General features: G+C 72.7%; 21 protein-coding genes. 12 read left to right on the forward strand and 9 right to left on the reverse strand.

Features of this window, described 5'->3' with window-relative positions; all coding sequences use genetic code 11:
- Positions 1–131: 131 nt before the first annotated feature.
- Positions 132–1,094, reverse strand: coding sequence for a methylmalonyl Co-A mutase-associated GTPase MeaB (meaB, locus tag ACFY0I_RS28045; protein WP_388901037.1), 963 nt, complete (start codon positions 1,092–1,094; stop codon positions 132–134).
- Positions 1,095–1,102: 8 nt separating this feature from the next.
- Positions 1,103–2,305, reverse strand: coding sequence for an acetyl-CoA C-acetyltransferase (locus ACFY0I_RS28050; RefSeq protein ID WP_388901038.1), 1,203 nt, complete (start codon positions 2,303–2,305; stop codon positions 1,103–1,105).
- Between the two features lie 146 nt (positions 2,306–2,451).
- Between ACFY0I_RS28050 and mce the strand changes: the two genes are divergently transcribed.
- From mce to ACFY0I_RS28085, 7 genes are all read left to right on the forward strand, one after another.
- The gene (gene mce / locus ACFY0I_RS28055) at positions 2,452–2,895 is read left to right on the forward strand and encodes a methylmalonyl-CoA epimerase (RefSeq protein WP_319192680.1); all 444 of its coding nucleotides are present in this window, start codon (positions 2,452–2,454) and stop codon (positions 2,893–2,895) included.
- Positions 2,896–3,177: 282 nt separating this feature from the next.
- Positions 3,178–7,713, forward strand: a complete 4,536-nt coding sequence (gene scy, locus ACFY0I_RS28060; RefSeq protein WP_388901040.1) for a polarized growth protein Scy — start codon at positions 3,178–3,180, stop codon at positions 7,711–7,713.
- A 207-nt stretch (positions 7,714–7,920) separates the two neighbouring features.
- The gene (locus ACFY0I_RS28065) at positions 7,921–8,859 is read left to right on the forward strand and encodes a cellulose-binding protein (RefSeq protein WP_388901042.1); all 939 of its coding nucleotides are present in this window, start codon (positions 7,921–7,923) and stop codon (positions 8,857–8,859) included.
- A gap of 112 nt (positions 8,860–8,971) precedes the next feature.
- Entirely contained in the window at positions 8,972–9,976 is a 1,005-nt protein-coding gene (locus tag ACFY0I_RS28070; RefSeq protein ID WP_388901044.1) for an ABC transporter ATP-binding protein, read from the forward strand.
- Positions 9,977–9,978: 2 nt separating this feature from the next.
- The gene (locus tag ACFY0I_RS28075) at positions 9,979–10,755 is read left to right on the forward strand and encodes an ABC transporter permease subunit (RefSeq protein ID WP_388901046.1); all 777 of its coding nucleotides are present in this window, start codon (positions 9,979–9,981) and stop codon (positions 10,753–10,755) included.
- A 194-nt stretch (positions 10,756–10,949) separates the two neighbouring features.
- Complete coding sequence (locus ACFY0I_RS28080; RefSeq protein WP_388901047.1) at positions 10,950–12,110, forward strand: ABC transporter ATP-binding protein; 1,161 nt, start codon at positions 10,950–10,952, stop codon at positions 12,108–12,110.
- Positions 12,107–12,940, forward strand: a complete 834-nt coding sequence (locus ACFY0I_RS28085; RefSeq protein WP_388901048.1) for an ABC transporter permease — start codon at positions 12,107–12,109, stop codon at positions 12,938–12,940. Before ACFY0I_RS28080 ends, ACFY0I_RS28085 begins: the two co-directional genes overlap by 4 nt.
- A 23-nt stretch (positions 12,941–12,963) precedes the next feature.
- Here ACFY0I_RS28085 and ACFY0I_RS28090 read toward each other — a convergent pair whose 3' ends face one another.
- Complete coding sequence (locus ACFY0I_RS28090; RefSeq protein ID WP_388901049.1) at positions 12,964–13,290, reverse strand: ATP/GTP-binding protein; 327 nt, start codon at positions 13,288–13,290, stop codon at positions 12,964–12,966.
- A gap of 245 nt (positions 13,291–13,535) precedes the next feature.
- Here ACFY0I_RS28090 and ACFY0I_RS28095 point away from each other — a divergent pair, with 245 nt between their 5' ends.
- Positions 13,536–14,579: an LLM class flavin-dependent oxidoreductase gene (locus ACFY0I_RS28095; RefSeq protein WP_388901050.1), complete on the forward strand. Its 1,044-nt coding sequence runs from the start codon at positions 13,536–13,538 to the stop codon at positions 14,577–14,579.
- An 84-nt stretch (positions 14,580–14,663) separates the two neighbouring features.
- On the opposite strand, the gene ACFY0I_RS28100 is transcribed toward ACFY0I_RS28095, so the two are convergent.
- A complete protein-coding gene (locus ACFY0I_RS28100) occupies positions 14,664–15,056 on the reverse strand; it encodes an SCO5389 family protein (protein WP_281209691.1) in 393 nt (130 codons plus the stop codon).
- 219 nt (positions 15,057–15,275) lie between these two features.
- Here ACFY0I_RS28100 and nucS point away from each other — a divergent pair, with 219 nt between their 5' ends.
- Positions 15,276–15,947 carry an endonuclease NucS gene (gene nucS, locus ACFY0I_RS28105; RefSeq protein WP_356875545.1) on the forward strand — a complete coding sequence of 224 codons (672 nt, stop codon included), beginning with the start codon at positions 15,276–15,278 and terminating at the stop codon, positions 15,945–15,947.
- A 122-nt stretch (positions 15,948–16,069) separates the two neighbouring features.
- On the opposite strand, the gene ACFY0I_RS28110 is transcribed toward nucS, so the two are convergent.
- The 4 genes from ACFY0I_RS28110 to ACFY0I_RS28125 all read right to left on the reverse strand — a co-directional run bounded on the left by ACFY0I_RS28110 (position 16,070) and on the right by ACFY0I_RS28125 (position 20,998).
- On the reverse strand, positions 16,070–18,682 hold the full coding sequence (locus tag ACFY0I_RS28110) for an ATP-binding protein (RefSeq protein ID WP_388901051.1): 2,613 nt from the start codon (positions 18,680–18,682) through the stop codon (positions 16,070–16,072).
- Between the two features lie 189 nt (positions 18,683–18,871).
- A complete protein-coding gene (locus tag ACFY0I_RS28115; protein WP_388901052.1) occupies positions 18,872–19,513 on the reverse strand; it encodes a LysE family translocator in 642 nt (213 codons plus the stop codon).
- Positions 19,514–19,613: 100 nt separating this feature from the next.
- The gene (locus ACFY0I_RS28120) at positions 19,614–19,937 is read right to left on the reverse strand and encodes an STAS domain-containing protein (protein ID WP_281209083.1); all 324 of its coding nucleotides are present in this window, start codon (positions 19,935–19,937) and stop codon (positions 19,614–19,616) included.
- 212 nt (positions 19,938–20,149) lie between these two features.
- Positions 20,150–20,998 (reverse strand): 3-hydroxyacyl-CoA dehydrogenase family protein, encoded by an 849-nt coding sequence (locus ACFY0I_RS28125; protein WP_388901054.1) that lies wholly within the window; start codon positions 20,996–20,998, stop codon positions 20,150–20,152.
- A gap of 222 nt (positions 20,999–21,220) precedes the next feature.
- On the opposite strand from ACFY0I_RS28125, the gene ACFY0I_RS28130 reads away from it, so the two are divergent.
- The gene (locus tag ACFY0I_RS28130) at positions 21,221–21,793 is read left to right on the forward strand and encodes a cob(I)yrinic acid a,c-diamide adenosyltransferase (RefSeq protein ID WP_388901055.1); all 573 of its coding nucleotides are present in this window, start codon (positions 21,221–21,223) and stop codon (positions 21,791–21,793) included.
- A gap of 72 nt (positions 21,794–21,865) precedes the next feature.
- On the opposite strand, the gene ACFY0I_RS28135 is transcribed toward ACFY0I_RS28130, so the two are convergent.
- A complete protein-coding gene (locus tag ACFY0I_RS28135) occupies positions 21,866–22,438 on the reverse strand; it encodes a hypothetical protein (RefSeq protein WP_388901057.1) in 573 nt (190 codons plus the stop codon).
- Positions 22,439–22,610: 172 nt separating this feature from the next.
- Between ACFY0I_RS28135 and ACFY0I_RS28140 the strand changes: the two genes are divergently transcribed.
- Both ACFY0I_RS28140 and ACFY0I_RS28145 read left to right on the forward strand, forming a co-directional pair.
- The gene (locus ACFY0I_RS28140; RefSeq protein ID WP_388901058.1) at positions 22,611–23,798 is read left to right on the forward strand and encodes a sensor histidine kinase; all 1,188 of its coding nucleotides are present in this window, start codon (positions 22,611–22,613) and stop codon (positions 23,796–23,798) included.
- Positions 23,795–24,475 carry a response regulator gene (locus ACFY0I_RS28145; RefSeq protein ID WP_388901060.1) on the forward strand — a complete coding sequence of 227 codons (681 nt, stop codon included), beginning with the start codon at positions 23,795–23,797 and terminating at the stop codon, positions 24,473–24,475. The genes ACFY0I_RS28140 and ACFY0I_RS28145 overlap by 4 nt, the downstream gene beginning before the upstream one ends.
- Positions 24,476–24,557: the final 82 nt, after the last annotated feature.

The raw sequence follows: 24,557 nt of genomic DNA on the forward strand, positions 1-24,557 counted from the left end.
CCCCTCCGAGAATTCCGTGTTCGCGCGGCGCGAGTTACCCGCGCACCTCGCCACGTACCCGGGCCCCCCCGCCCCCCCCGCCCCCGCGGGGGGGGGCCCCCCCCCCCCCCCCGCCCCGCCCCGAACGGCGTTCAGCCCTCCGTCAGGCTGTCCAGCAGCGCGTCGGAGGCCGCGTACGGGTCCAGTTCGCCCTCCGCGACCCGGCGCGCGAGCGCGTCGAGCCGGGCGTCGCCGTGCAGGTCGGCCAGCCGGGCCCGCAGCGCGGTGATCGCGATCGTCTCGACCTCGCGGGCGGCGCGGGCGGCCCGGCGCTCGGCCAGCACCCCGCGCTCGTCCATCCACGCCCGGTGCTTCTCCAGCGCCTCGACCAGTTCGTCGATGCCCTGGCCGCGGGCCGCGACCGTCTTGACGATCGGCGGTCGCCAGTCGTCCCGGCCGCGGGCCTCGCCCAGGCCCAGCATGTGGTTGAGCTCCCGGGCCGTCGCGTCCGCGCCGTCCCGGTCGGCCTTGTTCACCACGTACACGTCGCCGATCTCCAGGATCCCGGCCTTCGCGGCCTGGATCCCGTCACCCATCCCCGGCGCCAGCAGCACCACCGAGGTGTCGGCCTGCGAGGCGATCTCCACCTCCGACTGCCCGACCCCGACCGTCTCGACCAGGATCACCTCGCAGCCGGCCGCGTCGAGCACCCGGATGGCCTGCGGGGCGGCCCAGGCCAGACCGCCCAGGTGGCCCCGGGTGGCCATGGAGCGGATGTACACGCCCGGGTCGCCCGCGTGGTCCGACATCCGGACCCGGTCGCCGAGGAGCGCCCCGCCCGAGAAGGGCGAGGACGGGTCCACGGCGAGCACCCCGACCCGCTTGCCGGCCTTGCGGTAGGCCGACACGAGGGCCGAGGTCGACGTCGACTTGCCGACGCCGGGCGAACCGGTCAGGCCGATCACGTACGCTCCGCCGGTCAGCGGGGCCAGGGCGGCCATCACCTCGCGCAGGTGCGGCGACGCCCCCTCGACCAGTGAGATCAACCGGGCCACCGCCCGCGGCCGGCCCTCGCGGGCCTGCGCGACCAGCGTGGGGACGTCCACCGTCGTCATACGGGCACCTACGCCTTCGGAACGCGGATCACGAGGGCGTCGCCCTGACCGCCGCCACCGCACAGCGCGGCCGCGCCGACACCGCCGCCGCGGCGCTTGAGCTCCAGGGCCAGGTGCAGCACGACGCGGGCGCCGGACATGCCGATCGGGTGCCCCAGGGCAATGGCGCCACCGTTGACGTTCACCTTTTCCGGGGTCACGCCGAGGTCCTTCATTGACTGCACGGCGACCGCCGCGAAGGCCTCGTTGATCTCGATCAGGTCCAGGTCGGCGACCTCCAGGCCCTCCTTCTTCAGGGCGTGCGCGATCGCGTTCGAGGGCTGCGACTGGAGCGAGTTGTCCGGGCCGGCCACGTTGCCGTGGGCGCCGATCTCGGCGATCCACTCCAGGCCGAGCTCCTCCGCCTTCGCCTTGCTCATCACGACCACGGCGGCGGCGCCGTCGCTGATCTGCGAGGAGGTGCCGGCGGTGATGGTGCCGTCCTTCGCGAAGGCCGGGCGCAGCTTGCCGAGGGACTCCGCCGTGGTCTCGGGGCGGATGCCCTCGTCGGAGGAGAACAGCACCGGGTCGCCCTTGCGCTGCGGGATCTCGACCGGGGTGATCTCGGCCTCGAAGATCCCGTTCTTCTGCGCGGCGGCGGCCCGCTGGTGCGAGGCGGCGGCGAACTCGTCCTGCGGGGCGCGCTCGATGCCCAGGCGGGTGTTGTGCTTCTCGGTGGACTCGCCCATCGCGATGTTCTCGAAGGCGTCGGTGAGGCCGTCGTGGGCCATCGCGTCGAGCATCTCGATGGCGCCGTACTTGAAGCCCTCGCGGGACTTCGGCAGCAGGTGCGGGGCGTTGGTCATCGACTCCTGGCCGCCCGCGACCACGACGTCGAACTCACCGGCTCGGATGAGCTGGTCGGCGAGCGCGATGGCGTCGAGGCCCGAGAGGCAGACCTTGTTGATGGTGAGCGCCGGGACGTTCATCGGAATGCCCGCCTTGACGGCGGCCTGGCGGGCGGGGATCTGGCCCGCACCGGCCTGGAGCACCTGGCCCATGATCACGTACTGGACCTGGTCGCCGGAGATCCCGGCCCGCTCCAGCGCGGACTTGATGGCGAAACCGCCGAGGTCGGCTCCCGAGAAGGACTTCAGCGAGCCGAGCAGGCGTCCCATGGGCGTGCGGGCCCCGGCGACGATCACGGAAGTGGTGCTGTTCGATCCGGACATGAGGCGGATCCCCTTTCAACAAGGGAAGCTGAGGAGTGAACGAGGGTTTACCTGAATGTACTGAGCAGTACCCGCGCAGTCACCGGGCAGCCGGTGTGATCGCTGGCACGTTGCGTGACCACCCTCCTCGGCGGTGAAGTGTTCCCATGCTGACAAGAATCGACCACATCGGGATCGCCTGCTTCGACCTGGACAAGACCGTCGAGTTCTACCGTGCCACGTACGGCTTCGAGGTGTTCCACTCCGAGGTGAACGAGGAACAGGGCGTCCGCGAGGCCATGCTCAAGATCAACGAGACCTCCGACGGCGGCGCCTCGTACCTCCAGCTGCTGGAGCCGACCCGCGAGGACTCGGCCGTCGGCAAGTGGCTCGCCAAGAACGGCGAGGGCGTCCACCACATCGCCTTCGGCACCGCCGACGTCGACGGCGACGCCGAGGCCATCCGCGGCAAGGGCGTCCGCGTCCTGTACGACGAGCCCCGCATCGGCTCCATGGGCTCCCGGATCACCTTCCTGCACCCGAAGGACTGCCACGGGGTCCTCACCGAACTCGTCACCTCCAAGCCCGAGGACCCGACCGCCTCCCACTGACCCCACGAGCCCGGACGAACGCCGCGAACCTCGCATTCGGTTCCGCCCGCGGGGACGCTCCCGGGGACCGGAGGCGAGCACCTCATCGAGAGCGCACTGATGTCCCGATTCCCCGGCCGGTAGAGTGGCCATGGCTCGGCCGGGGTTCGGTGCGGAGACGAGGTCGGGGCCTGTGACCCCTGCCCCGGTATCTGACACCATTCCCCCGGGGGCGTCGTTCAGCGGGCGAGCGATGCTCATTTGGGAATGAGCTTGCGACCAGGGGACGGATGGGACCGCGCTGTGCGGGGCTACGAAAGCCAGGAGAGCCACCAGGCCGAGGCCGACCACCTCTCGCGCTTCGAGGCCGAGATGGAGCGGCTGAAGAAGGAGCGCGGGAAGGCCGTCCAGCACGCGGAAGACCTGGGCTACCAGGTCGAGGTGCTGCGCGCCAAGCTCCATGAGGTACGCCGCAATCTCGCGTCCCGCCCTGCCTACGACGGCGCGGACATGGGCTACCAGGCGGAGCAGTTGCTCCGCAATGCCCAGATCCAGGCCGACCAGATGCGCTCCGACGCCGAGCGCGAGCTGCGTGACGCCCGGGCGCAGACCCAGCGGATCCTCCAGGAGCACGCCGAGCACCAGGCGCGCCTGCAGGCCGAGCTGCACTCCGAGGCGGTCAACCGACGCCAGCGGCTGGACCAGGAGCTCAACGAGCGCCGCCAGACCGTCGAGGCGCACGTCAACGAGAACGTCGCCTGGGCCGAGCAACTGCGCGCCCGTACGGAGTCCCAGGCCCGCCGGCTCATGGACGAGTCCCGCGCCGAGGCCGAGCAGGCGCTGAACGCCGCCCGCGCCGAGGCCGCCCGGACCGTCGAGGAGGCCCGCCGCCGGCTCGCCGCCGACACCGAGACCGCCCGCGGCGAGGCCGAGTCCACGCTGCTGCGCGCCCGCAAGGAGGCCGAGCGGCTGCTGGCCGCCGCCTCCACCCAGGCCCAGGAGGCCACCGAGCACGCGGAGCGGCTGCGGAGCACCACCACCGCCGAGGCCGAGCAGACCCGGCAGCAGACCATGGACCTCGGCCGGGTGGCCGAGGCCCGGGTGCAGGAGGCCGACGGGGCGCTGCGCGCGGCCCGCTCGGAGGCCGAGACCCTCCTGTCGGACGCCAAGGAGAGCGCCGCCCGGCAGCTGGCCTCGGTGGAGTCCGTCAACGAGCAGCGCACCCGGACCGCCAAGGAGCAGGTCGCCCGGCTGGTCGGCGAGGCCACCAAGGAGGCGGAGGCCCTCAAGGCGGAGGCCGAACAGGCGCTGGCCGATGTCCGTGCCGAGGCGGAGCGGCTGCGCACCGAGGCCGGCGAGCAGGCCCGTACGGCCGCCGCCGAGGACACCGCGGCGCAGTTGGCGAAGGCCGCGCGCACCGCGGAGGACGTACTGAACAAGGCCTCGGAGGACGCCCGGGCCACCACCCGCGCCGCGTCCGAGGAGGCCGAACGGATCCGCCGCGAGGCGGAGACCGAGGCGGACCGGCTGCGCCTTCAGGCGGCGACCACGGCCGACGAGCTCAAGGGCGCCGCCAAGGACGACACCGAGGAGTACCGGGCCCGTACGGTCGAGCTCCAGGAGGAGGCCCGCCGGCTGCGCGGCGAGGCCGAACAGCTGCGCGCGGAGGCCGTCGCCGAGGGCGAGCGGATCCGCGGGGAGGCCCGTCGCGAGGCGGTCCAGCAGATCGAGGAGGCGGCCCGCACCGCCGAGGAGCTCCTCGGCAAGGCGAAGGCCGACGCGGACGAACTGCGCGGCGGGGCGACCGCCGAGAGCGAGCGGGTCCGCGCGGAGGCCGTGGAACGCGCCGGCACCCTGCGCCGGCAGGCCGAGGAGACCCTGGAGCGCACCCGGGCCGAGGCCGAACGGCTGCGCGCCGAGGCCGAGGAGCAGGCGCAGGCCGTGGCCGCCGAGGCGGACGCGGCGGCCCGTGCCCGGCGCGAGGAGACCGAGCAGGCCCTCGCCGCGAAGCGCGAGGAGGCCGACGCGGAGCTGGTCCGGCTCCACACGGACGCCGAGGCCCGCCTGACGACGGCCGAGCAGACGCTGCGCGACGCCCGCGCGGCGGCGGAGGCCGTCCGCAAGGAGACCACCGAGGAGAACGACCGGCTGCGCGCCGAGTCGGCGGAGCGGATCCGTACCCTTCAGTCCCAGTCCCAGACGGAGGCCGACCAGCTGCGCACCGACGCGGCGGACGACGCCGGGCGGGTCCGCGCGGAGGCCGAGCAGGTCTCCGTACGGCTGCGCGGCGAGGCCGAGGTCGAGGCGGAGCGGCTGCGCACCGAGGCGCAGGAGACCGCGGACCGGCTGCGCGCCGAGGCCAAGGCGGCTGCCGAGCGGGTCGCGGCGGAGGCCGCCGAGGCCCTGTCGGCCGCCCAGGAGGAGGCTGCCCGGCGGCGCCGGGAGGCCGAGGAGACCCTGTCGGCGGCCCGCACGGACGCCGGCAACGAGCGGGCGCAGGCCCGCGAGCAGAGCGAGGAACTCCTCGCGCAGGCCCGCAAGCGCTCCGAGGAGGCCACCGCCGAGGCGGTCTGGCTGACCGAGGAGGCCGAGCGGCGCGCTTCCGAGGTGGTCGCGGCGGCCGAGGCCACCGCCCAGCAGGTGCGCGACGCCGTGGCCGGGCTGCACGAGCAGGCCGAGGAGGAGATCGCCGGGCTGCGCAGCGCCGCCGAGCACGCGGCGGAACGTACGCGCACCGAGGCGGAGCAGGAGTCGGACCGGGTCCGCGCCGACGCCCGCGCGGAACGCGAGCGCGCGGCCGAGGACGCGGCCCGCGTCCGCGACGAGGCCCGGGTCGAGACGGACGCGGCGAAGGCCTTGGCGGAACGCACCGTCGGCGACGCGATCGCCGAGTCCGAGCAACTGCGCGCCGACACCGCGGAGTACGCCCAGCGGGTGCGCACCGAGGCGACGGACGCCCTGGCGGCGTCGGAGCGGGACGCGGCGCGGACCAGGGCGGACGCCCGGGACGACGCGAACCGGATCCGCGGCGAGGCCGCGGAGGCCCTGGAGACCTCGCGCACCGAGGGCGGCCTGATCGTCGCCGAGGCGACGTCGGAGGCCGAGCGGATCACCACGGAGACCCTGGCCGCGAACGCCGTCACCGTCGGCGAGGCCGCGGCGGAGGCCGAGCGGCTGACCGCGGAGGCGGTGGCCGCGGCGGACGCGACCCGCGCCGAGGCGGCGGACACCCTGGACGAGGCCCGTACGGAGGCCGGCCGGCTGCGTACGGAGGCCGCCGAGCAGGCGGACCGACTGGTCACCGGGGCGGCGGCCGAGGCCGAGCGCCTCACGGAGGAGACCCGGGCGGCGAACGAGGCGACCGTCGGCGAGGCCACCGCGCAGGCGGAGCGGCTCACCGCGCAGGCGGCGCAGTCGCTGGCCGCCGCCGAGCGGGACTCGACGCGGATCCTGGTCGACGCGCGCACCGAGGGCGACCGGCTGGTCGAGGAGACCCGGGCGGCGAACGAGGCGACCGTCGGCGTGGCCGCCGCGGAGGCGGAGCGGCTGCTCGCCGAGGCGGCGAACACCCTGGACGAGGCCCGCACGGAGGGCGGCCGGATCATCGGCGAGGCCACCGCGGAGGCCGACCGCGTCACGATCGCGGCGAACGAGACCCTGGCCGCGGCCGAGCGGGACGCCGAGCAGACGCTCGACGAAGCCCGTACGGAGGCCGGCCGGCTGCGCACCGAGGCCGCCGAGCAGGCGGACCGGCTCATCACCGAGGCCGTGTCGGAGTCGGAGAAGCTCACCGAGCAGACCCGCAAGGACAACGAGCGCACGGTCGGCGAGGCCCGCAACGAGGCCGAGCGGTTGCGCGCGGAGGCGGCGGAGTCGCTGTCCTCGGCGCAGGAGCACGCGACCCGTACCCGGTCGGAGGCCGAGCGGGTCAAGGCGGAGGCGGCGTCCGAGGCCGAGCGCACCCGCACGCGGACCCGTCAGGAGTCCGAGCGGCTGCTGGACGAGGCCCGGGAGGCGGCCAACAAGCGGCGCAGCGAGGCCGCTGAGCAGGTCGACCGACTCATCACGGAGGCCTCGGCGGAGGCGGACAAGCTCACCGCCGACGCCGGCCGCCAGGCCCTGGCCGCCACCACGGCGGCCGAGGAGCAGGCCGACGCGATGGTCGACGCGGCCCGCAAGGAGGCCGAGCGGATCACGGCGGAGTCCACCGTCGAGGGCAACTCCACGGTGGAGAAGGCCCGTACGGACGCGAACGAGTTGCTGGTCGGTGCGCGCACGGACGCGGCCGCCATAAGGGAGCGGGCGGAGGAGCTGCGTTCCCGGGTCGAGTCCGAGGTCGAGGAGCTGCACGAGCGGGCCCGTCGGGAGTCGGCGGAGCAGATGAAGTCCGCGGGCGAGCGCGTGGACAAGCTGGTGCGGGCGGCGACCGAGCAGAGCGTCGAGGCCGAGACGAAGGCCAAGGCCCTGGTGTCGGACGCGAGCAGCGAGGCCGGGAAGGTCCGGATCGCGGCGGTGCGCAAGGCCGAGGCCCTGCTCAAGGAGGCCGAGACGAAGAAGGCCGAGCTGGTGCGGATCGCCGAGGCGGCGCTGTCGGAGGCCCGCGCGGAGGCGGAGCGCCTGGTCGACGAGGGCCGGCGGGAGTTGGAGGTCCTGGTGCGCAGGCGCGAGGACATTCAGGCCGAGATCTCCCGTGTCCAGGACGTTCTTGAGGCGTTGGAATCATTCGAGGCACCTTCGGGTGGCGGAAAGCCCCTGTTGGGCGGCCAGGGCGCGGGGGGCGTGAAGGCCGGCGCAACAGCGGGTTCCACTCGTTCGGGTGGCAAGGCATCAGAGGGGTAGTTGCCACTCATGATGTGTGCTGCCGATGTGTGCTCCTGATGAAGGTTCAGGCGGACGAGTGACCAGCAATCTGTCGCCTTGCCACTCAAAAGGGGTGTCATTGTCCAGGGCAAACCCGGATTGACTCGATGACACGCCGCCCGGGCGCCTAGGATTCCCCTTAACACCTCACGTAGCACCTCATTGGTCTCATTCGACAGGAACCCCATGAGCGACTCTCACTCCCCCTTCGGCTTCGAGCTCGTGCGGCGTGGTTACGACCGCGGTCAGGTGGACGACCGCATTACCAAGCTGGTCTCCGACCGCGACAGCGCCCTAGGACGTATCAACTCTCTGGAAAAGCGGATCGAGGAGCTGCACCTCGAAACGCAGAACGCCCAGGCCCAGGTGAGCGACGCCGAGCCGTCGTACGCCGGCCTCGGCGCCCGGGTCGAGAAGATCCTGCGGCTGGCCGAGGAGGAGGCGAAGGACCTGCGCGAGGAGGCCCGTCGCGCGGCCGAGCAGCACCGGGAGCTGGCCGAGTCGGCGGCGCAGCAGGTGCGCAACGACGCCGAGTCGTTCGCGTCGGACCGCAAGTCGAAGGCGGAGGACGAGGGCGTCCGCATCGTCGAGAAGGCCAAGGGCGACGCGTCCACCCTGCGTGCGGAGGCGCAGAAGGACGCGGCCTCCAAGCGCGAGGAGGCCGACGCGCTGTTCGAGGAGACCCGCGCCAAGGCCGCCCAGGCCGCCGCGGACTTCGAGACCAACCTGGCCAAGCGCCGCGAGCAGTCGGAGCGGGACCTGGCCTCGCGCCAGCAGAAGGCCGAGAAGCGCCTGGCGGAGATCGAGCACCGCGCGGAGCAGCTCCGCCTGGAGGCCGAGAAGCTCCGTACGGACGCCGAGCGCCGCGCCCGCCAGACCGTGGAGACCGCGCAGCGCCAGGCCGAGGACATCGTGGCCGACGCCAACGCCAAGGCCGACCGGATCCGCAGCGAGTCCGAGCGCGAGCTGGCGGCGCTCACCAACCGTCGCGACTCCATCAACGCGCAGCTGACCAACGTCCGCGAGATGCTGGCGACGCTGACGGGTGCGGCCGTCGCGGCCGCGGGTTCGCCGATCGACGACGAGCCGGTGACCCGGGGCGTTCCGGCTCAGCAGAGCCGCTAGGGCTTCCTCCCGAAGGCAGTTGCTGCGCGCCGGTAGCGAAACAGTGGGTTCGTGGGCCGTATGTCACCCGTTTGAGGTGGCGTACGGCCCTTCGGCGTTCTAGCGTGTCGGCATGATCGAGCTTGAGGGCCTTACCAAACGATTCGGCGCGAAGACCGCCGTGGACCACCTCAGCTTCCAGGTCAAACCGGGGGTGGTCACCGGCTTCCTCGGCCCCAACGGGGCCGGGAAGTCCACGACCATGCGCATGATGCTCGACCTCGACAACCCCACCAGTGGGACGGTCAGGATCGACGGCAAGCACTACCGGGACCTGCCGGAGCCTTTGAAGTACATCGGAGCGCTGCTCGACGCGAAAGCCATGAACGGCGCGCGCAGTGCGTACAACAACCTTCTCTGCCTCGCCCAGTCGAACCGGATCCCGGAGAGCCGGGTGTCCGAGGTACTGGACCTGGTCGGGTTGACGGCCGTGGCCAAGAAGAAGTCGAAAGGATTTTCGCTCGGGATGGGGCAGCGGCTGGGAATCGCCGCCGCACTGCTCGGGGATCCGGAGATCCTCATGTTCGACGAACCCGTCAATGGTCTGGACCCCGAGGGAATTCTCTGGATCCGCAATCTCATGAAGGGCCTGGCCTCGGAAGGAAGGACGATCTTCGTCTCCTCCCACTTGATGAGCGAAATGGCGCTGACCGCGGACCATTTGGTGGTCATCGGGCAAGGCCGACTGCTTGCCGACTTGTCGATGGCTGATTTCATCCAGCAGAACTCGCGGAGTTTCGTACGGCTGCGCTCGCCGCAGCAGGAGCGACTCAAGGACGTCCTGCACCAGGCCGGGATCGCCGCGGTCAGCGTGCCGGCCACCGGTGCGCTGGAGATCGACGGCGTGGGGTCGGAGCAGCTCGGCGAGCTGGCCGCCCAGCACCAGATCGTGCTGCACGAACTCAGCCCGCAACGGGCTTCACTGGAGGAAGCGTTCATGCGCATGACGGCGGACTCCGTCGAGTACCACGCCCACGCGCCGGGCGTGCCCGGCCCGCCGGTGGGCCACACCCCGGGTCCGGTGGACGCCCCCGCATGGGGCGCCGGATTCGACGCGACGCGCAAGGACGGCGAGTGATCATGGCTTTCTCCGCAGTCCTCCGCTCCGAGTGGACCAAGATCCGCACGGTCGCCTCCACCACGTGGACGCTGGCTTCCGCGCTCGTCGTCACCGTCGGCATCAGCGCCGCGCTGTGCGCGCTGTTCAACTCCACCTTCGACGACATGCCGAAGGAACAGCAGGTCACGTTCGACCCCACCCTCGCGAGCTTCGCGGGCATGACCCTCGGGCAGCTCGCGATGATCGTCTTCGGTGTCCTGGTGGTCGGCAGCGAGTACAACTCGGGCATGATCCGCACCTCGCTGGCCGCCGTGCCGGGGCGGGCGAGCTTCCTGTTCGGCAAGCTCACCGTCGCGACGGCGCTCGCGCTCGTCGTGGGCCTGCTGACCAGCTTCATCTCGTTCTTCCTGGGCCAGGCCGTCCTGGGCGACCGCAGCATCGGCATCGGCGAGGAGAACGTCCTGCGGGCGGTGATCGGCGCCGGCCTCTACATGGCGCTGATCTCGCTGTTCTCGATGGGCGTGACCGCCATCCTGCGCAGCCAGATGCTGGCGCTCGGCATCCTGATGCCGTTCTTCTTCCTCGTCTCGACCATCCTCGGAGCCGTCGAGACGACCCGGAAGGTCGCGCAGTACTTCCCGGACCAGGCAGGCTCCAAGATCATGCAGGTGGTGCCCGGCGCGATGGACAGCGGCGAAACGCCGTACGGGCCGTGGGGCGGCCTCGGCATCATGGTGCTCTGGACCCTCGCCGCGGTACTCGGGGGCTACGTGGTGCTGAAGAAGCGCGACGCCTGACCCGGGCATGAAGGACAGCGCGTGACCCGGGGGCGTCCGTCGTACGACGGACGCCCCCGGTACTACGGGACATCCCGGATCCGGATCTCAGGGGCAGCTCAGGGGTTCGGTCCGGGTGGGAACCGACGTAGGCTCGATACCCTCTTAAGGCTCATACGGACGAGAGCCCTCCGGGCCTGGCAAGGGGCAGCACGATGATCGAGGCAGTCGGCCTGACCAAGCGCTTCGGCGCGAAGACCGCCGTCGAGCAGCTGTCGTTCCAGGTCAAGCCGGGTCACGTCACCGGTTTCCTGGGGCCCAACGGCTCCGGCAAATCCACCACCATGCGCATGATCCTCGGCCTCGACCGGCCCACCTCCGGTCACGTCACGATCAACGGCTCCCCCTTCCGGGAGCTGCCGAACGCCCAGCGCCACGTCGGCGCCCTCCTCGACGCGAAGGCCATGCACGGCGGCCGCAAGGCCCGCACGCACCTGCTGTCCATCGCCCAGCTCTCCGGGATCCCCGAGAAGCGGGTGGACGAGGTACTGGGCGTGGTCGGCCTCCAGGACGCCGCCCGACAGCGCACCAAGGGCTTCTCCCTCGGCATGGGCCAGCGCCTGGGCATCGCGACCGCCCTCCTCGGGGACCCGCAGGTCCTGCTCTTCGACGAGCCGGTCAACGGACTCGACCCCGAGGGCATCCTCTGGGTCCGCAACCTGATGCGTCAGCTCGCCTCCGAGGGCCGCACCGTCTTCGTCTCCTCGCACCTGATGAGCGAGATGGCGCTGACCGCCGACCACCTGATCGTCATCGGCCGGGGCCGACTGCTCGCCGACATGAGCGCCCACGACTTCATCACGCACAACTCGGCCGGATTCGCACGGGTCCGTCCCGCCGCGGACCGCCCCGACGGCCGGTCCGCGCTCGGCACGGCGCTCGTCAAGGCGGGCGCCCGCGTCCTCCAGGAGACGGACGGAGCACTGCGCGTCACCGGACTGGACCTCCCCCGCATCAGCGACGTCGCCCACGAGAGCGGGGTACGGCTGTGGGAGCTGTCCCCGCACCGGGCCTCCTTGGAGGAGGCGTACATGCGGATGACGCAGTCCTCCCTGGAGTACACCTCCACCGAGGACCCCCGCGCCGAGCTGTGGGAACCCGAACCGCTGAGCGTCCCCGAGTGGGAGGAGGAGGCGGCCGTCACGGAGGTCCCGACGGAGACCGCCGCGAGCTTCTTCGCTCCCCCACCCCCCGCGGCGGGTGGACAGCCCTTCCTGATGCCCGGCAGCGCCGCCGACCTCGCCCCCGCCGTACGGCAGGGCGACCCGGCCCGGACGCCCGAGAACGCCCAGAGCACCTCCGAGGACCACAGATGACCGGCCGCCCCGACCCGACCACGGGCTACACCTCGCCGATGCCCACCCCGCGCCCGCACCTGGGCCACGCGCTGGCCTCGGAGTGGACGAAGCTGACCTCGGTGCGCTCCACCCTGTGGACGCTCGGCTCCCTGGTGGCCCTGGTCGTCGGCGTCGGCCTGTTGGCCATCGTCCAGACCCGGGGCGCGGACTACATGAAGACGCCCTACACGGGGCCGGCCCTCTTCGGCCTCATGGTCGGCCAGGTCGCCGTGATCGTCCTCGGCGTGCTGACGATCTGCTCCGAGTACGGCACCGGACTGATCCGCACCACCTTCACCGCGGCCCCCGAGCGGACGCGGGTGCTCACCGCCAAGTACCTCGTCTTCGGGGCCGTGTCCTTCGCCGTCATCGTGGGCTCGGTGGCGGTCGTCGGCCTGTCCGCCGCCCTGGTGCACAAGGCGTCGCCCGACGGATCCCGATGGGTCTCGGCGTGGGCGGGCGCGCTGGGCGGCTGCTTCTACGTCACCCTGCTCGGGGTCCTCGCGCTCGCCGTCGGCGCGCTCGTAAGGCATTCCGCGGGCGGCATCGCCGTGATGCTGGGCGTGGTGACCCTGCCGCCCGTGCTCGGCTCCATCCTGACCGCCTGGCCCTCGACGGCGGGGATCGGGGCGGCCGTCCTGCGCTACAACGCCCCGCTCGCGTTGGTCCAGTTCTTCGGGCTCCAGGACGAGGCGACGATCGAGGGATCGCGGGTCCCCGGGAACGGGGCCCAACTGCTGGTGCTCCTCACCGTGACGGGGGTCGCGATCGCCGCCTCGTACGTCGTGGTGCGGCGCCGGGACGTCTGAGGCGCGGCCGGTCGGCCCGTCCGTCAGTACCGGGGCGCGTTGCGGGACCGTTGCACCTTCGTGGTGCGACGGTCCTTCGCGTTCCAGCAGGCCTTGTGCCAGTGCCGCCGGTCGTCCACGCCGCCGTACTCGGGCCAGGCCACCAGGTGCGGGGTGCCGGAGGGGATCTCCTGGTCGCAGCCCGGGCAGCGGTAGCGCTTGCCCGCCGCGGCGGCGCCCGCCACGTGCCGGACCTTCCACTCCTCGCCCTGGTACTCCTCGGTCCGCTCCAGCCCGAACCGGTCGAGGCCGGTGGCGGGTCGTTCGTCCGGGGTCTCGCCGCCCCTGGGGCGGTTGTGGCGCGGTGACACGTATACCTCACGAAAGGGCGGCGGGCAGTGACTTTCTCCCAGACTACGCGCAGCGAGCCGGGGTACCCGCAGGGTTGCCGGAGATGGCCGGACGGCTCCGGCGGACCGGCCCGACAATCTCAATAACTTTCCGGTGAGGCCGTGCCTTTGGCACGTGTCAGACGTTGTTGCCATCAGACGTTGATGTCATCAGCGGGTCGGTCCACCTGGGGGAGGCCGCGTCAGCCGCGAGGAGGATAAGGGCGATGCGCGTAGGAGCGTTTGTACTGGCGGCCCAGTTTCCGGGCCAGGGTCAGGGGGAGGCACTGCACCGGGCGGTGCGGACCGCCGAGGTGGCCGAGGAGGCCGGGCTGGACTCGGTCTGGCTGGCCGAGCACCACTTCGTGCCGTACGGGGTGTGCCCGTCGGCGGTGACCCTGGCGGCGCTGCTGCTGGGGCGGACCCGGCGGCTGCGGGTGGGGACCGCGGTGAGCGTGCTGCCGAGCACGCATCCGGTGGCCCTCGGGGAACAGGCGGCCCTGCTGCACGTCACCTCGGGGGGCCGGTTCACCCTCGGGGTGGGCCGGGGCGGGCCGTGGGTGGACCTGGAGGTGTTCGGGGGCGGCCTGGAGGCGTACGAGAGCGGCTTCTCCGAGGACCTCGACCTGTTGCGGCGCTGGCTGACCGAGTCGCGCGTGGGCGCGACCGGCCCTCGGCACGCCTTCCGCGAGGTGGCCGTCGTACCCCGCCCGGACGAGGCGCTGGACGGCGACGGGACTGGGCCGGAAGTGATCGTCGCGTGCACGTCCCCGGCGTCGGTGCGCACGGCCGCGCAGCGCGGACTGCCGATGCTGCTGGGCATGCACTGCGGCGACGAGGACAAGGCCGCGATGGTCGCCATGTGGCGGCAGACCGCGCTGGCGGCCGGGCACCCGCCCGAGGCGGTACGGGCCGCCGGACACGTCTCGGCGGGCGTCTGCCAGCTGGCGGACCGGACGGCGGACGCCCGCGAGACCCTGGTCAAGGCGATGCCGGGCTGGTTCCGTCAGGGACTGGACGCGCACGTCACGGTCGACGGTCGGGAGCGCGCGATGCGCGATCCCGTCGCCTACACGGAACTGCTGTGCGCCCTGCATCCGGTCGGAACCCCCAGGTTGGCGGCGGACCGGCTCGCGGCGACCTCGGAACGCACCGGGATCACGCGCTTCGCCCTGCTCACGGAAGGTTCCGGCGACCTCGCCGCGACGGAGGAGAACGTACGGCGCCTCGGCTCCGAGGTGCTGCCGCGCCTGGACGCGGCCGGGGCCTGAGCACCGGTCGACCCGGCCTGGGCTGCCGCTCCGGTGTCAGTCGCACCTCCCGCGACACGGAGCGGCAGCGAAGTACCGGTCCTGCTAGCAGTCCCGCATTTCCGGCGACTGGTTGAGCAGCTGGCCGCGGATCGAGGTGAACCGGGCGTGCCTCTCGTCCGACGAGGAATCCAGCGGGAAGACCGCGACGCGGTGGCAGTTCTGGAAGGCCAGGCGCACCCCGAAGTGCCGCTGCAGCGCGCCACGTATCGCGTCACTCGCGAGCGCGCGCAGCAGTTGTCCGCGCGCCTGCTCGTCCGGCGGCGGCGTCTGGTTGTCGGCGAACTCTCCGCCCTCAACCTCCAGCTGGGCCGTCAACGAGCTGATCATCTCCCATGCGTAGGGCAGGGAGGTCCGGACGCAGTCGACGAAGGCGGCTTCGTCGACCTCGCCTCGCTCGGCCTGTTCGAGTAGGGCCGGTGAGACGTCGAGCGACATGGGTTCTCCTCTCGTGACCCCGGCCGTTGGGTTGCCGGAGCCTTACGGGCAGGGAAGGAGATCGCGACGCAGAGTGCACGCTCGACGACCTCCCGCTCACCACGGTAGGCGCCCACCGGGTACCGCACCAGGAGAATGCGCATACAACGCGCCATCGGCGAACGGGGCTTTCAGGGGCGAATCGCGTGGAGGCGCATCCGTCGAGTAGCGTTGCCGACCATGCGTCTCGTCATTGCCCGCTGCTCCGTCGACTACGCGGGCCGGCTCACCGCCCATCTGCCCTCGGCACCCCGTCTGATCCTCGTGAAGGCCGACGGCAGTGTCTCGATCCACGCGGACGACCGGGCGTACAAACCGCTCAACTGGATGTCGCCCCCGTGCACCCTCAAGGAGGGGAGCGGTGACGACGCGGGCGTCTGGACCGTCGTCAACAAGGCGGGCGAGAAGCTCATCATCACCATGGAGGAAGTCCTCCACGACTCCTCCCACGAGCTGGGCACCGACCCCGGTCTCATCAAGGACGGCGTCGAGGCGCACCTCCAGGAGTTGCTCGCCGACCGGATCGACACGTTGGGCGAGGGCTACACGCTGATCCGGCGCGAGTACATGACGGCGATCGGCCCCGTCGACATCCTGTGCCGGGACGCCTCCGGCGCGACGGTGGCGGTGGAGATCAAGCGCCGCGGCGAGATCGACGGCGTCGAACAGCTCACCCGCTACCTGGAGCTGCTGAATCGCGACCCGCATCTGGCCCCGGTCCGGGGCGTGTTCGCGGCGCAGGAGATCAAGCCGCAGGCGCGCGTGCTCGCGAACGACCGCGGCATGGACTGCGTGGTGCTCGACTACAACGCCATGCGCGGCATCGAGGACGACAAGCTCCGCCTGTTCTGACCCCCCCCCTGTTTTCGACGCGCGGCAGTGCGTCGGACGTCGGACACGGCGAAGGCCCCCGGAGCGGTTTCCGGGGGCCTTCGCCGTGTCCTGGACCGGGACACCGCGTCGCGGTGGGGACGCTACGTCGTGGTGGCCGTCGGGGAGCCCTCGACGGCCGAGGCGCTCACGCTCGCGGGGCTCGTGGCCGGGGTCGTGGCGGTCGCCGTCGGCGTCTCGGGCACCGTCGGGGTGACGGTGGGCGTCGGGGTGCCCGGCTCGGGGTCCGGGCCCGGGGACGTGGGGGGCGTCGGGGTCGGCTTCGGCCTGACCGGGGGGCGCGGGGTGACCGGGGGTATCCCGGGGCGCTGCGGCGGTGTCGTGCGCGGCGTCGGGCCGGTGTGCGGGGCTCCGTCCCCGGACTCGCCGGGGGCCTCCTCGGGGCCGGGCGACTCCGCGGGCGGGGGCGTCGTACCCGGCTCGGGCGCGGGGTCGGTCCCGGTCGTGCCCGGCACGGTCGGCGGATCCGTGGCCACGGGGGTGGGGGTCGAGGACACCGCCGGCTTGACGGGTGCGTCGTCCTCCCCCTCCCCCGAGGTCAGGGCCAGGCCGATCACCGTGCCGAGCGCGGCGACCGTCAGCACCCCGGCGGCGGCCAGCAGCACGGTCTTGCGGCGGGATTCCCGCTCGGACCCCGGGGTGGGGACGGGTACGGGGACGGTCGCCGGAGCGGGCTTGGTCAGCGGCGGGAACGCGTCCTCGAAGACCTCGGACAGGGTCGCCGGGGCCGGTCCGGTGACCGGGGCCGTGCCACGGATGACCGGGATGACCTGCGTGCTCGCCTCCACCCGGGCCGGCGCGGCGGGCAGCGCGGCGGCGGGCGACGCGGAGGCCGGAGGCGCGGCGGCCGTGGCGGCGGCGCCGGAGGGCAGCGCCGGTCGAGGAGCGGGGGCGGTCACCGCCTTCGGAGTGGGGGCGGCGAACGGGCGGGGCGACGGGGCGACGGTGGCGGCGCCGGGCGCCGGCGGCTCCAGCCGCAGCGGCGGTGAAGCCTTGGCCCCGGCCGCCTCCCGGTCGGTGACCAGGGCCAGTGCCCGGCGTCCGGCCACCGTCCCGCGCTTGTCGGCGAGCGCGCCGCGCAGCCCGATGGAGGCCTCCAGTTCGGCGCGCGCCCGGTCGAGGCGGCCCTCGCACAGCGCGAGGACGCCCAGTTCGTGGTGGAAGTAGGCCTGTTCGGCGACCTCCCCCGCCTTGCGGGCGGCCTCGGCGCCCGCGCGCAGCGCCCGCTCCCAGGCCTCCCAGCGCAGGGAGGCCGCGAGGGCCGGGGCGGCCGTACGGGCCAGGAGCACGGCGGCCACCACGTCGGCGCCCGCCAGGGCCGCGAGCACGGCGTCGGCCTCCGCCGCGACGCGCTCCGGGGTCACCGAGGCGTGCCCGGTCCACCAGGCGTAGTGGCGGGCGGCGGTCCGGGCCTCCTCGGTGGCGGTCTCCCCGTACCCGGCCTCCTCCAGCTGCCGGGCGACGCCCTCGGCGAGCCGGTACCGGGGCCCGACCTCGGTGATCAGCCCGCAGCCGAGCAGTTCCGCGACGGCGGAGTCGGCGTGGGTGTCCCCGACCAGGGCGGGGAGGTGGGCGTGGTGCGGCAACTCGCCGCCGAGCGCGCAGGCCATCCGCAGGGCGGCCCGGGCGGACTCGCTGACCCGGGAGGCCAGCAGTTCGGCGGGGGCGGCAGCCTCGGCGAGGGTGGGCAGCGGTACGTGGGCGGGGTCGCGGGGGCGTTCCTCGAAGACGCCGGGCTCCTCGTCGTCGTCCTCGGCGGTGGCCCGGTTCAGTTCGTCGCGCTGGCGCAGCAGTCCGGCCGCCTGCACGAAGCGCAGCGGCAGCCCTTCGGAGGCGAAGCGCAGGTCCCCGGCCCAGGCGGTCTCCTCCTCCGTCAGGGCCCGTCCGGTGGCGGCCTGCAGCAGCAGGACGCAGTCGGCCTTGCCGAGCCCGCCGAGGAAGACCTCCTCCAGGTGCGAGTCGTCGGAGGGAGCCTTCGTGTCGGGGGTGGCGGCGAGCAGGTAGGCGCATTCGGGGGTGGCGCGCAGCAGCTCGTCGAGGGCGGCGCCGCCCAGTTCCAGGTCGTCGAGGAGCACGATGGCGCCGATCTCCCCGACCCGTGCGAGGAGTTCCGTACGGTCGGGCCGTTCGTCGCCGGAGTCGTGGACGGCCCCGTACAGCGCCTGGAGGAGTTCGCCGGGCTGGTGGTGGCCGTGGCCGCTGAGCCGGACGACCCCGTCCGGGGCGAGGCCCGCGCAGGCGGTGGCGACGGAGTCGAGGAGCGCGGTGCGGCCCGACCCGGCGGGACCGGTCAGGCGTACGGAGCGGCCGCGACCCAGCAGGCGTACGAGGCGCTCCCGTTCCTCGGCGCGCTCCAGGAGCGGCCGGGCGGGCAGCGGCGGTCCCGGCAGTGCGGGCGGCCGGCCGGCGGTGTCATGGGCGGCGCGGGCGGCGGCGGAGCGCTTGGCGGGGCGGCCCTTGGCCGTGCCGGGGCGCAGGGGCTCGATCTCGCTGCCGTCGACGGGGTTGACGGTGAGGGAGAAGGTGCCCGCGGTCAGGGTGACGACCCGCGCGGGCGGCGTGGCGGCCGGGACGAGGGCCGCGCCGGCGCCGCGGCCCTCCGGAGCCGTGCGGTGCCGCGTGCGTTCCGCTGCCGGCGCGGCGGCCGGTTCCGCTGCCGGGTCGTCCCGATCGGACTGCTCCTGAGTACGGTCCATGACCAAGTCCCCCGATCGCGTCGCGCGCGCCGTCGCCGTCGTGTCCACGCCCGGCCTTCGCTCGCCGCTGTCGCTACTGGTCCGGTTTCCGCCCGAACCCTAGACCGTGGCCCGTCGCGCGGGAACCGTTGGGGGTGCCTTCACCACCGGACCGTTATGTTTCCCGCCGGAGCCGTCGGGGCCGCCGCGTCAGTCCTTCCGGCCGGTCACGGCCACGGTGACGCCGAGACCGATCATGGTGAGTCCGCCGACGCCGCCCACCAGGGAGAGTCGTCGCGGCGAGCCCGCGATCCAGCCGCGGGCACCGGCCGCGACCAGCCCCCACGCACTGTCGAGGACGATCGCGATCAGGTTGAAGACCAGGCCGAGGAGCAGCATCTGGGCCGTCACGTTCCCGGCGGCGCGGTCCACGAACTGGGGCAGCACGGCGGCGAAGAACACCATCGTCTTGGGGTTGGCGACACCGACCACGAATCCCTCCCCCAGGGTGCGCAGACCGCCGCGCGCCGGGGGCGCGTCGCCGGTGACGTCGGCGTGCAGCTCGCCGCGCCGGCGCCACGCCTTGACGCCGAGGTAGACGAGGTAGCCGGCGCCGATCAGCTTGAGCGCCGTGAAGACGAGCACCGAGCGCTCGACGACGGCCCCGACGCCGAGGGCGACGGCCACGACGAGGACGTAGCCGCCCATCGTGTTGCCGAGGACCGTGGTGAGCGCGGCGCGGCGGCCCTGGGCCAGGGCCCGTCCGATGACGAAGAGCACGCTGGGGCCGGGAATCACGATCAGGAGGAACGACATGGCCGCGAAGGCCAGCGCCCGGTCGGTGGACACCATGCGGCCATGAAAGCGGAGGGGGGCGCGGGACGCAGCCCATTTTCGTCCGTGCGCCGCGCGCCGTGCGCCGCGGGCCCGCGACGGCGGTCCGCACCCCGGGTCACACCCGGGGCAGGGACTCCGCTTCCAGCCCGCCCTCGATCGCGAGGATGCGGTGCAGCCGGGTCGCCACGAGGAGGCGCTGCATCTGGGCGGGGACCCCGCGCAGGACGAGGCGCCGCCCGGTCCGGCCGGCCCGCCGGTGGGCTCCCATGATCACGCCGAGTCCGGTCGCGTCCCAGGAGTCGAGTCCGGTCAGGTCGAGCACGAGGTCGCCGTGCCCGTCGTCGAGGGCACTGTGCAAGGCCGTACGGGCGTCCGCCGCGCTGCGCACGTCGAGGCGACCCCCGACCGCGAGTTCGGCGTGGTCGCCCCTGATGTGCATGTGTACTCCCCGGCTGTACTGCGTGCGTGTGGTCCGACTCCCGTGGTCGGCAACTCTCACTGCAACTGACTGCCTCGCGGGCAGGGAAGTTGCCGACCGTGAGCGAACCGATACCTAATTCACCCCGGAGGGTGAAGCCATTCGAACGGTGGTGCTCGGAGCTTGCGGTGGTGCTCGGTACCGCCCGTGGTGCTCGGTACCTGTCGCGGTGCTCAGTGCTTGTAGAACCCCTGGCCGCTCTTGCGGCCGATGTCGCCCGCGTCGACCATCCGGCGCATCAGCTCCGGCGGCGCGAACTTCTCGTCCTGCGACTCGGTGTAGATGTTGCTGGTGGCGTGCAGCAGGATGTCGACGCCCGTGAGGTCGGCGGTGGCGAGCGGGCCCATGGCGTGGCCGAAGCCCAGCTTGCAGGCGATGTCGATGTCCTCGGCGGAGGCGACGCCCGACTCGTAGAGCTTGGCGGCCTCGACGACCAGCGCGGAGATCAGACGGGTCGTCACGAAACCGGCGACGTCGCGGTTGACGACGATGCAGGTCTTGCCGACGGACTCGGCGAACGCCCGGGTCGTGGCGAGGGTCTCGTCGCTGGTCTTGTAGCCGCGCACCAGCTCGCACAGCTGCATCATCGGGACGGGCGAGAAGAAGTGCGCGCCGACGACCCGCTCCGGACGCTTCGTCACGGCCGCGATCTTGGTGATCGGGATGGCGGAGGTGTTGGAGGCGAGGACCGCGTCGTCGCGCACCAGCTCGTCGAGCGCGCGGAAGATCTCGTGCTTGACCTCCAGCTTCTCGAAGACGGCCTCGACGACGATGTCGGCGTCGGCGACCGCACCGAGATCGGTGGTCGTGGTGATCCGGCCCAGGGCCGCCTCGGCGTCCTCGGCCGACAGCTTGCCCTTGGCGACGAACCGGTCGTACGAGGCCTTGATTCCGTCCGTACCGCGGGTCAGCGCGGCGTCCGTGACGTCTCTCAGGACCACGTCCCAACCCGCCTGAGCGGAGACCTGAGCGATCCCGGAACCCATCAGTCCGGCACCGATGACGGCGAGCTTCCCAGCCACTGCACACCCCTTAGTTCTTCACGCGGCCCAGTCTCGTAGCCTCTTCGGCGGAGACTAGCGTCCGTGGAGGGCGGTGTGACCGCGAAGTAACACGCGTCACGTCTCAGATGACGGACATCACACTGGTACGGCCCAGCACCCCTGCACAGCCCTCCAGTTCACCCGGCCCGCACCCGGGAGCAGCTCTCCGCCGGCTCCACCGGGCCGGTCTACCCTGGCCGCATGGTGAACCTCACGCGCATCTACACCCGTACCGGCGACAAGGGCACGACCGCCCTGGGCGACATGAGCCGGACGCAGAAGACCGACCTGCGGATCTCGGCGTACGCCGACGCGAACGAGGCCAACGCGGCCATCGGGACGGCCATCGCGCTGGGCGCGCTCCCGGACGAGGTCGTGAAGGTCCTGGTCCGCGTACAGAACGACCTCTTCGACGTGGGTGCGGACCTGTGCACCCCGGTCGTCGAGGCGCCCGAGTACCCGCCGCTGCGCGTCGAGCAGTTCTACATCGACAAGCTGGAGGCGGACTGCGACCTCTTCCTGGAGCAGGTCGAGAAGTTGCGCAGCTTCATCCTCCCCGGCGGCACCCCCGGCGCGGCCCTGCTGCACCAGGCCTGCACGGTGGTCCGGCGCGCCGAGCGCTCGACGTGGGCGGCGCTGGAGGTGCACGGCGAGGTGATGAACCCGCTGACCGCCACCTACCTCAACCGCCTCTCCGACCTCCTGTTCATCCTGGCCCGGGTGGCCAACAAGGAGGTCGGGGACGTGCTGTGGGTCCCGGGCGGCGAGCGTTAGGCCGTCCCTCGCCGATCCGGTCCCTCTCCGATCCGGTCCCTCTCCGATCCGGTGCCGTTCGGATGCTGCCGGTCAGGCGAAGGGGCCGGTCTTCACGCGGTCGGGTTCGGCTCCGGCCGGGGCCTTCTTCGGCCAGATCGTGTAGCAGACGGCGATGACGCCGTGGATGCCGACGATGCGCAGGGCCGCGCCCTGGTAGCTCGTGAGCGAGCTGACGTCGCCCGCGTCACCGACGTACCAGACGGCGGCCTGGAGCAGGGCGATCGCGACGGATGCGGCGACGACGGTGCGGACCCACAGCTTCCACTCGTGGACGGCCCGCGCCCTGCCGTGGCCGGCGCCGGCCGGCTTCGGCCCGCCGGCCAGTCGGTGGGCGGCGTGGCCGTCCAGCCACTTCACCGTGTAGTGGCCGTAGGCGACGGTGTAGCCGAGGTAGAGGGCGGCCACCCCGTGCTTCCAATCGGGGGTGGCGCCGTTCTTCAGGTCGAGGGTGGTCGCGACCAGCAGGACGAGTTCCAGCAGTGGTTCGCACAGCAGGACCGCGGCCCCCAGGCGGGGCATCTTCGCCAGGTAGCGCAGGCCCAGCCCGGCCGCCAGCAGCACCCAGAAACCGACCTCACACGCGATGATCATCGCGACGATCACGGGTCTCTCCGTTCCGCTCGTTCTCCGGGTTCTCCGGTTCTCCTCCAGGCTGGCGCCCGCGGCGGCCCGTTTCGTCGTCTCAGGTGACGAAAGCGCACTGCATCCTTCGATGTAGTGCGGGTTCCGTCCCGGTGTCGACGTTCGCGGCCGTCGCAGCGTGTTGGATGGGAACGTGACCCCGCAGCTGCCCCGCCCCCACCGTGACGATGTCCTGATCGCGCTGGTCAGCGTGCTCGCGGGGCTCCTCCTCTGGTCCCTCGGCGTACACAGCAACACCCGGCCGCACTTCGCCCCCGCCTGGGCGGCCCTGGTGCCGCTGCTGGTCATGGGCGGCCTCGAACTGCTGCGCCGCACCAACCCCCTGGTGACCCTGTCCGTCGGGACGGTCGCCCTCGTCGCGGACCAGTTCACGGTGGGAAATCTGGCCACGATCCTCATGTACACGGACCTGATGTACGCGGCCGCCCTGTACGGGAAACCCGCCACCGCCCGCCGGCTCCCGGTCGGCACCGGCCTCCTCACCGTCGCGGTCACCATCGGCTCCGTGGCCTGGCTGCGCACCCCGCAGGCGCTGCTGATCGGGGTCATCGCGGGCATCGTCAGCTTCGGCCCGGCCATGACCGGCGCCACCCTGCGCAACCACCGCGACGCGGCGAACGCCGCCCGGCTGCGCGCCGAGCAGACGGCCCTGTTGGCCGAAATGGACCGGTCCCAGGCGGTGGCCGCGGAGCGGGCCCGGATGGCCCGCGAGCTCCACGACATGGTCGCCAACCACCTCTCGGCGATCGCCATCCACTCGACCGCCGCACTGGCCATCGACTCCCCCGCGACGAGCCGCGAGGCCCTCGGGGTGATCCGCGAGAACAGCGTGCAGGGGCTGGCCGAAATGCGTCGGCTCATCGGGCTGCTGCGCGACGCGGGCGCCGGCAAGGACGCCGTGGCGGTGCCCACCCTCGACGGGCTGGAGGCGCTGCTGTCCCAGGCCCGGACGAACGGCGCCGCGAGCGGGCTGGACTTCGTCCTGTACGACGGTCGATCGGAGGCCGGGCCGCCGCTGCCGACCCCGGTGGAACTGGCGGCGTACCGGATCGTGCAGGAGTCGCTGACCAACGCCCTCAAGCACGCCGACCCGGGCACCGTCAGCATCCGGGTGAGCTGCGAGGACGGCCTGCTGTCGGTCGGGGTCGACTCCCCCTACGGGGGCCGGCACGGACCCCGCGCACCCGGCTCCGGGGCGGGACTGATCGGCATGCGCGAGCGGGCGGACCTGCTCGGCGGAACGTTCGTCGCGGGCCCGGCCGGGCCCGTGTGGCAGGTGCGGGCGACGCTGCCCGCCGAGGAAGGAGCCGTACCGGCATGAACCAGCGGAACATCCGGGTCCTGGTCGCCGAGGACCAGAGCGCGGTGCGCGCCGGCCTGGTGCTGATCCTGGGCAGCGCGGGCGACATCGAGGTGGTGGGCGAGGCCGCCGACGGGGAGGAGGCCGTGCGCCTCGCCCGCGATCTTCGGCCGGATCTGGTCCTCATGGACGTGCAGATGCCGCGCCTGGACGGGGTCGCGGCCACCCGGCAGGTGGTCGCCGAGGGGCTGGCGGACGTCCTCGTACTGACCACCTTCGACCTCGACGAGTACGTCTTCGGCGCCCTGCGCGCGGGCGCCTGCGGGTTCCTGCTGAAGGACGCCGACGCCGCGGAACTGATCGCGGCGGTCCGTACGGTGGCGCGGGGCGAGGGGCTGATCGCGCCCGCGGTGACCCGGCGCCTGATCGCCGAGTTCGCGGCGCCCCGCGCGCGGCGGCCCTCCGTGGCGCCGGAGACGGCCGCAGCTCTGGAATCGCTGACGCGGCGCGAACGGGAGGTGTTCGGCGCGCTGGGCGCGGGCCTGTCGAACGCGGAGATCGCCATGCGCCTGGACATGGCCGAGGCGACGGTGAAGACGCACGTCAGCCGACTGCTGGGGAAGCTGGAGCTGCGCAGTCGGGTCCAAGCTGCCGTACTGGCGCAGGAGTTGGGGGATCTGGACGAGCACTGGAGGTGAGGTCTGGACCTCTTGACGGTTGGTCCAGACCTTTCTAGTCTCACCGAAACACTGTGGTGAGCGTGCCATGACGACCGTCATG

It is taken from the genome of Streptomyces sp. NPDC001568 (assembly GCF_042893755.1).
Classification (GTDB): Bacteria; Actinomycetota; Actinomycetes; order Streptomycetales; family Streptomycetaceae; genus Streptomyces.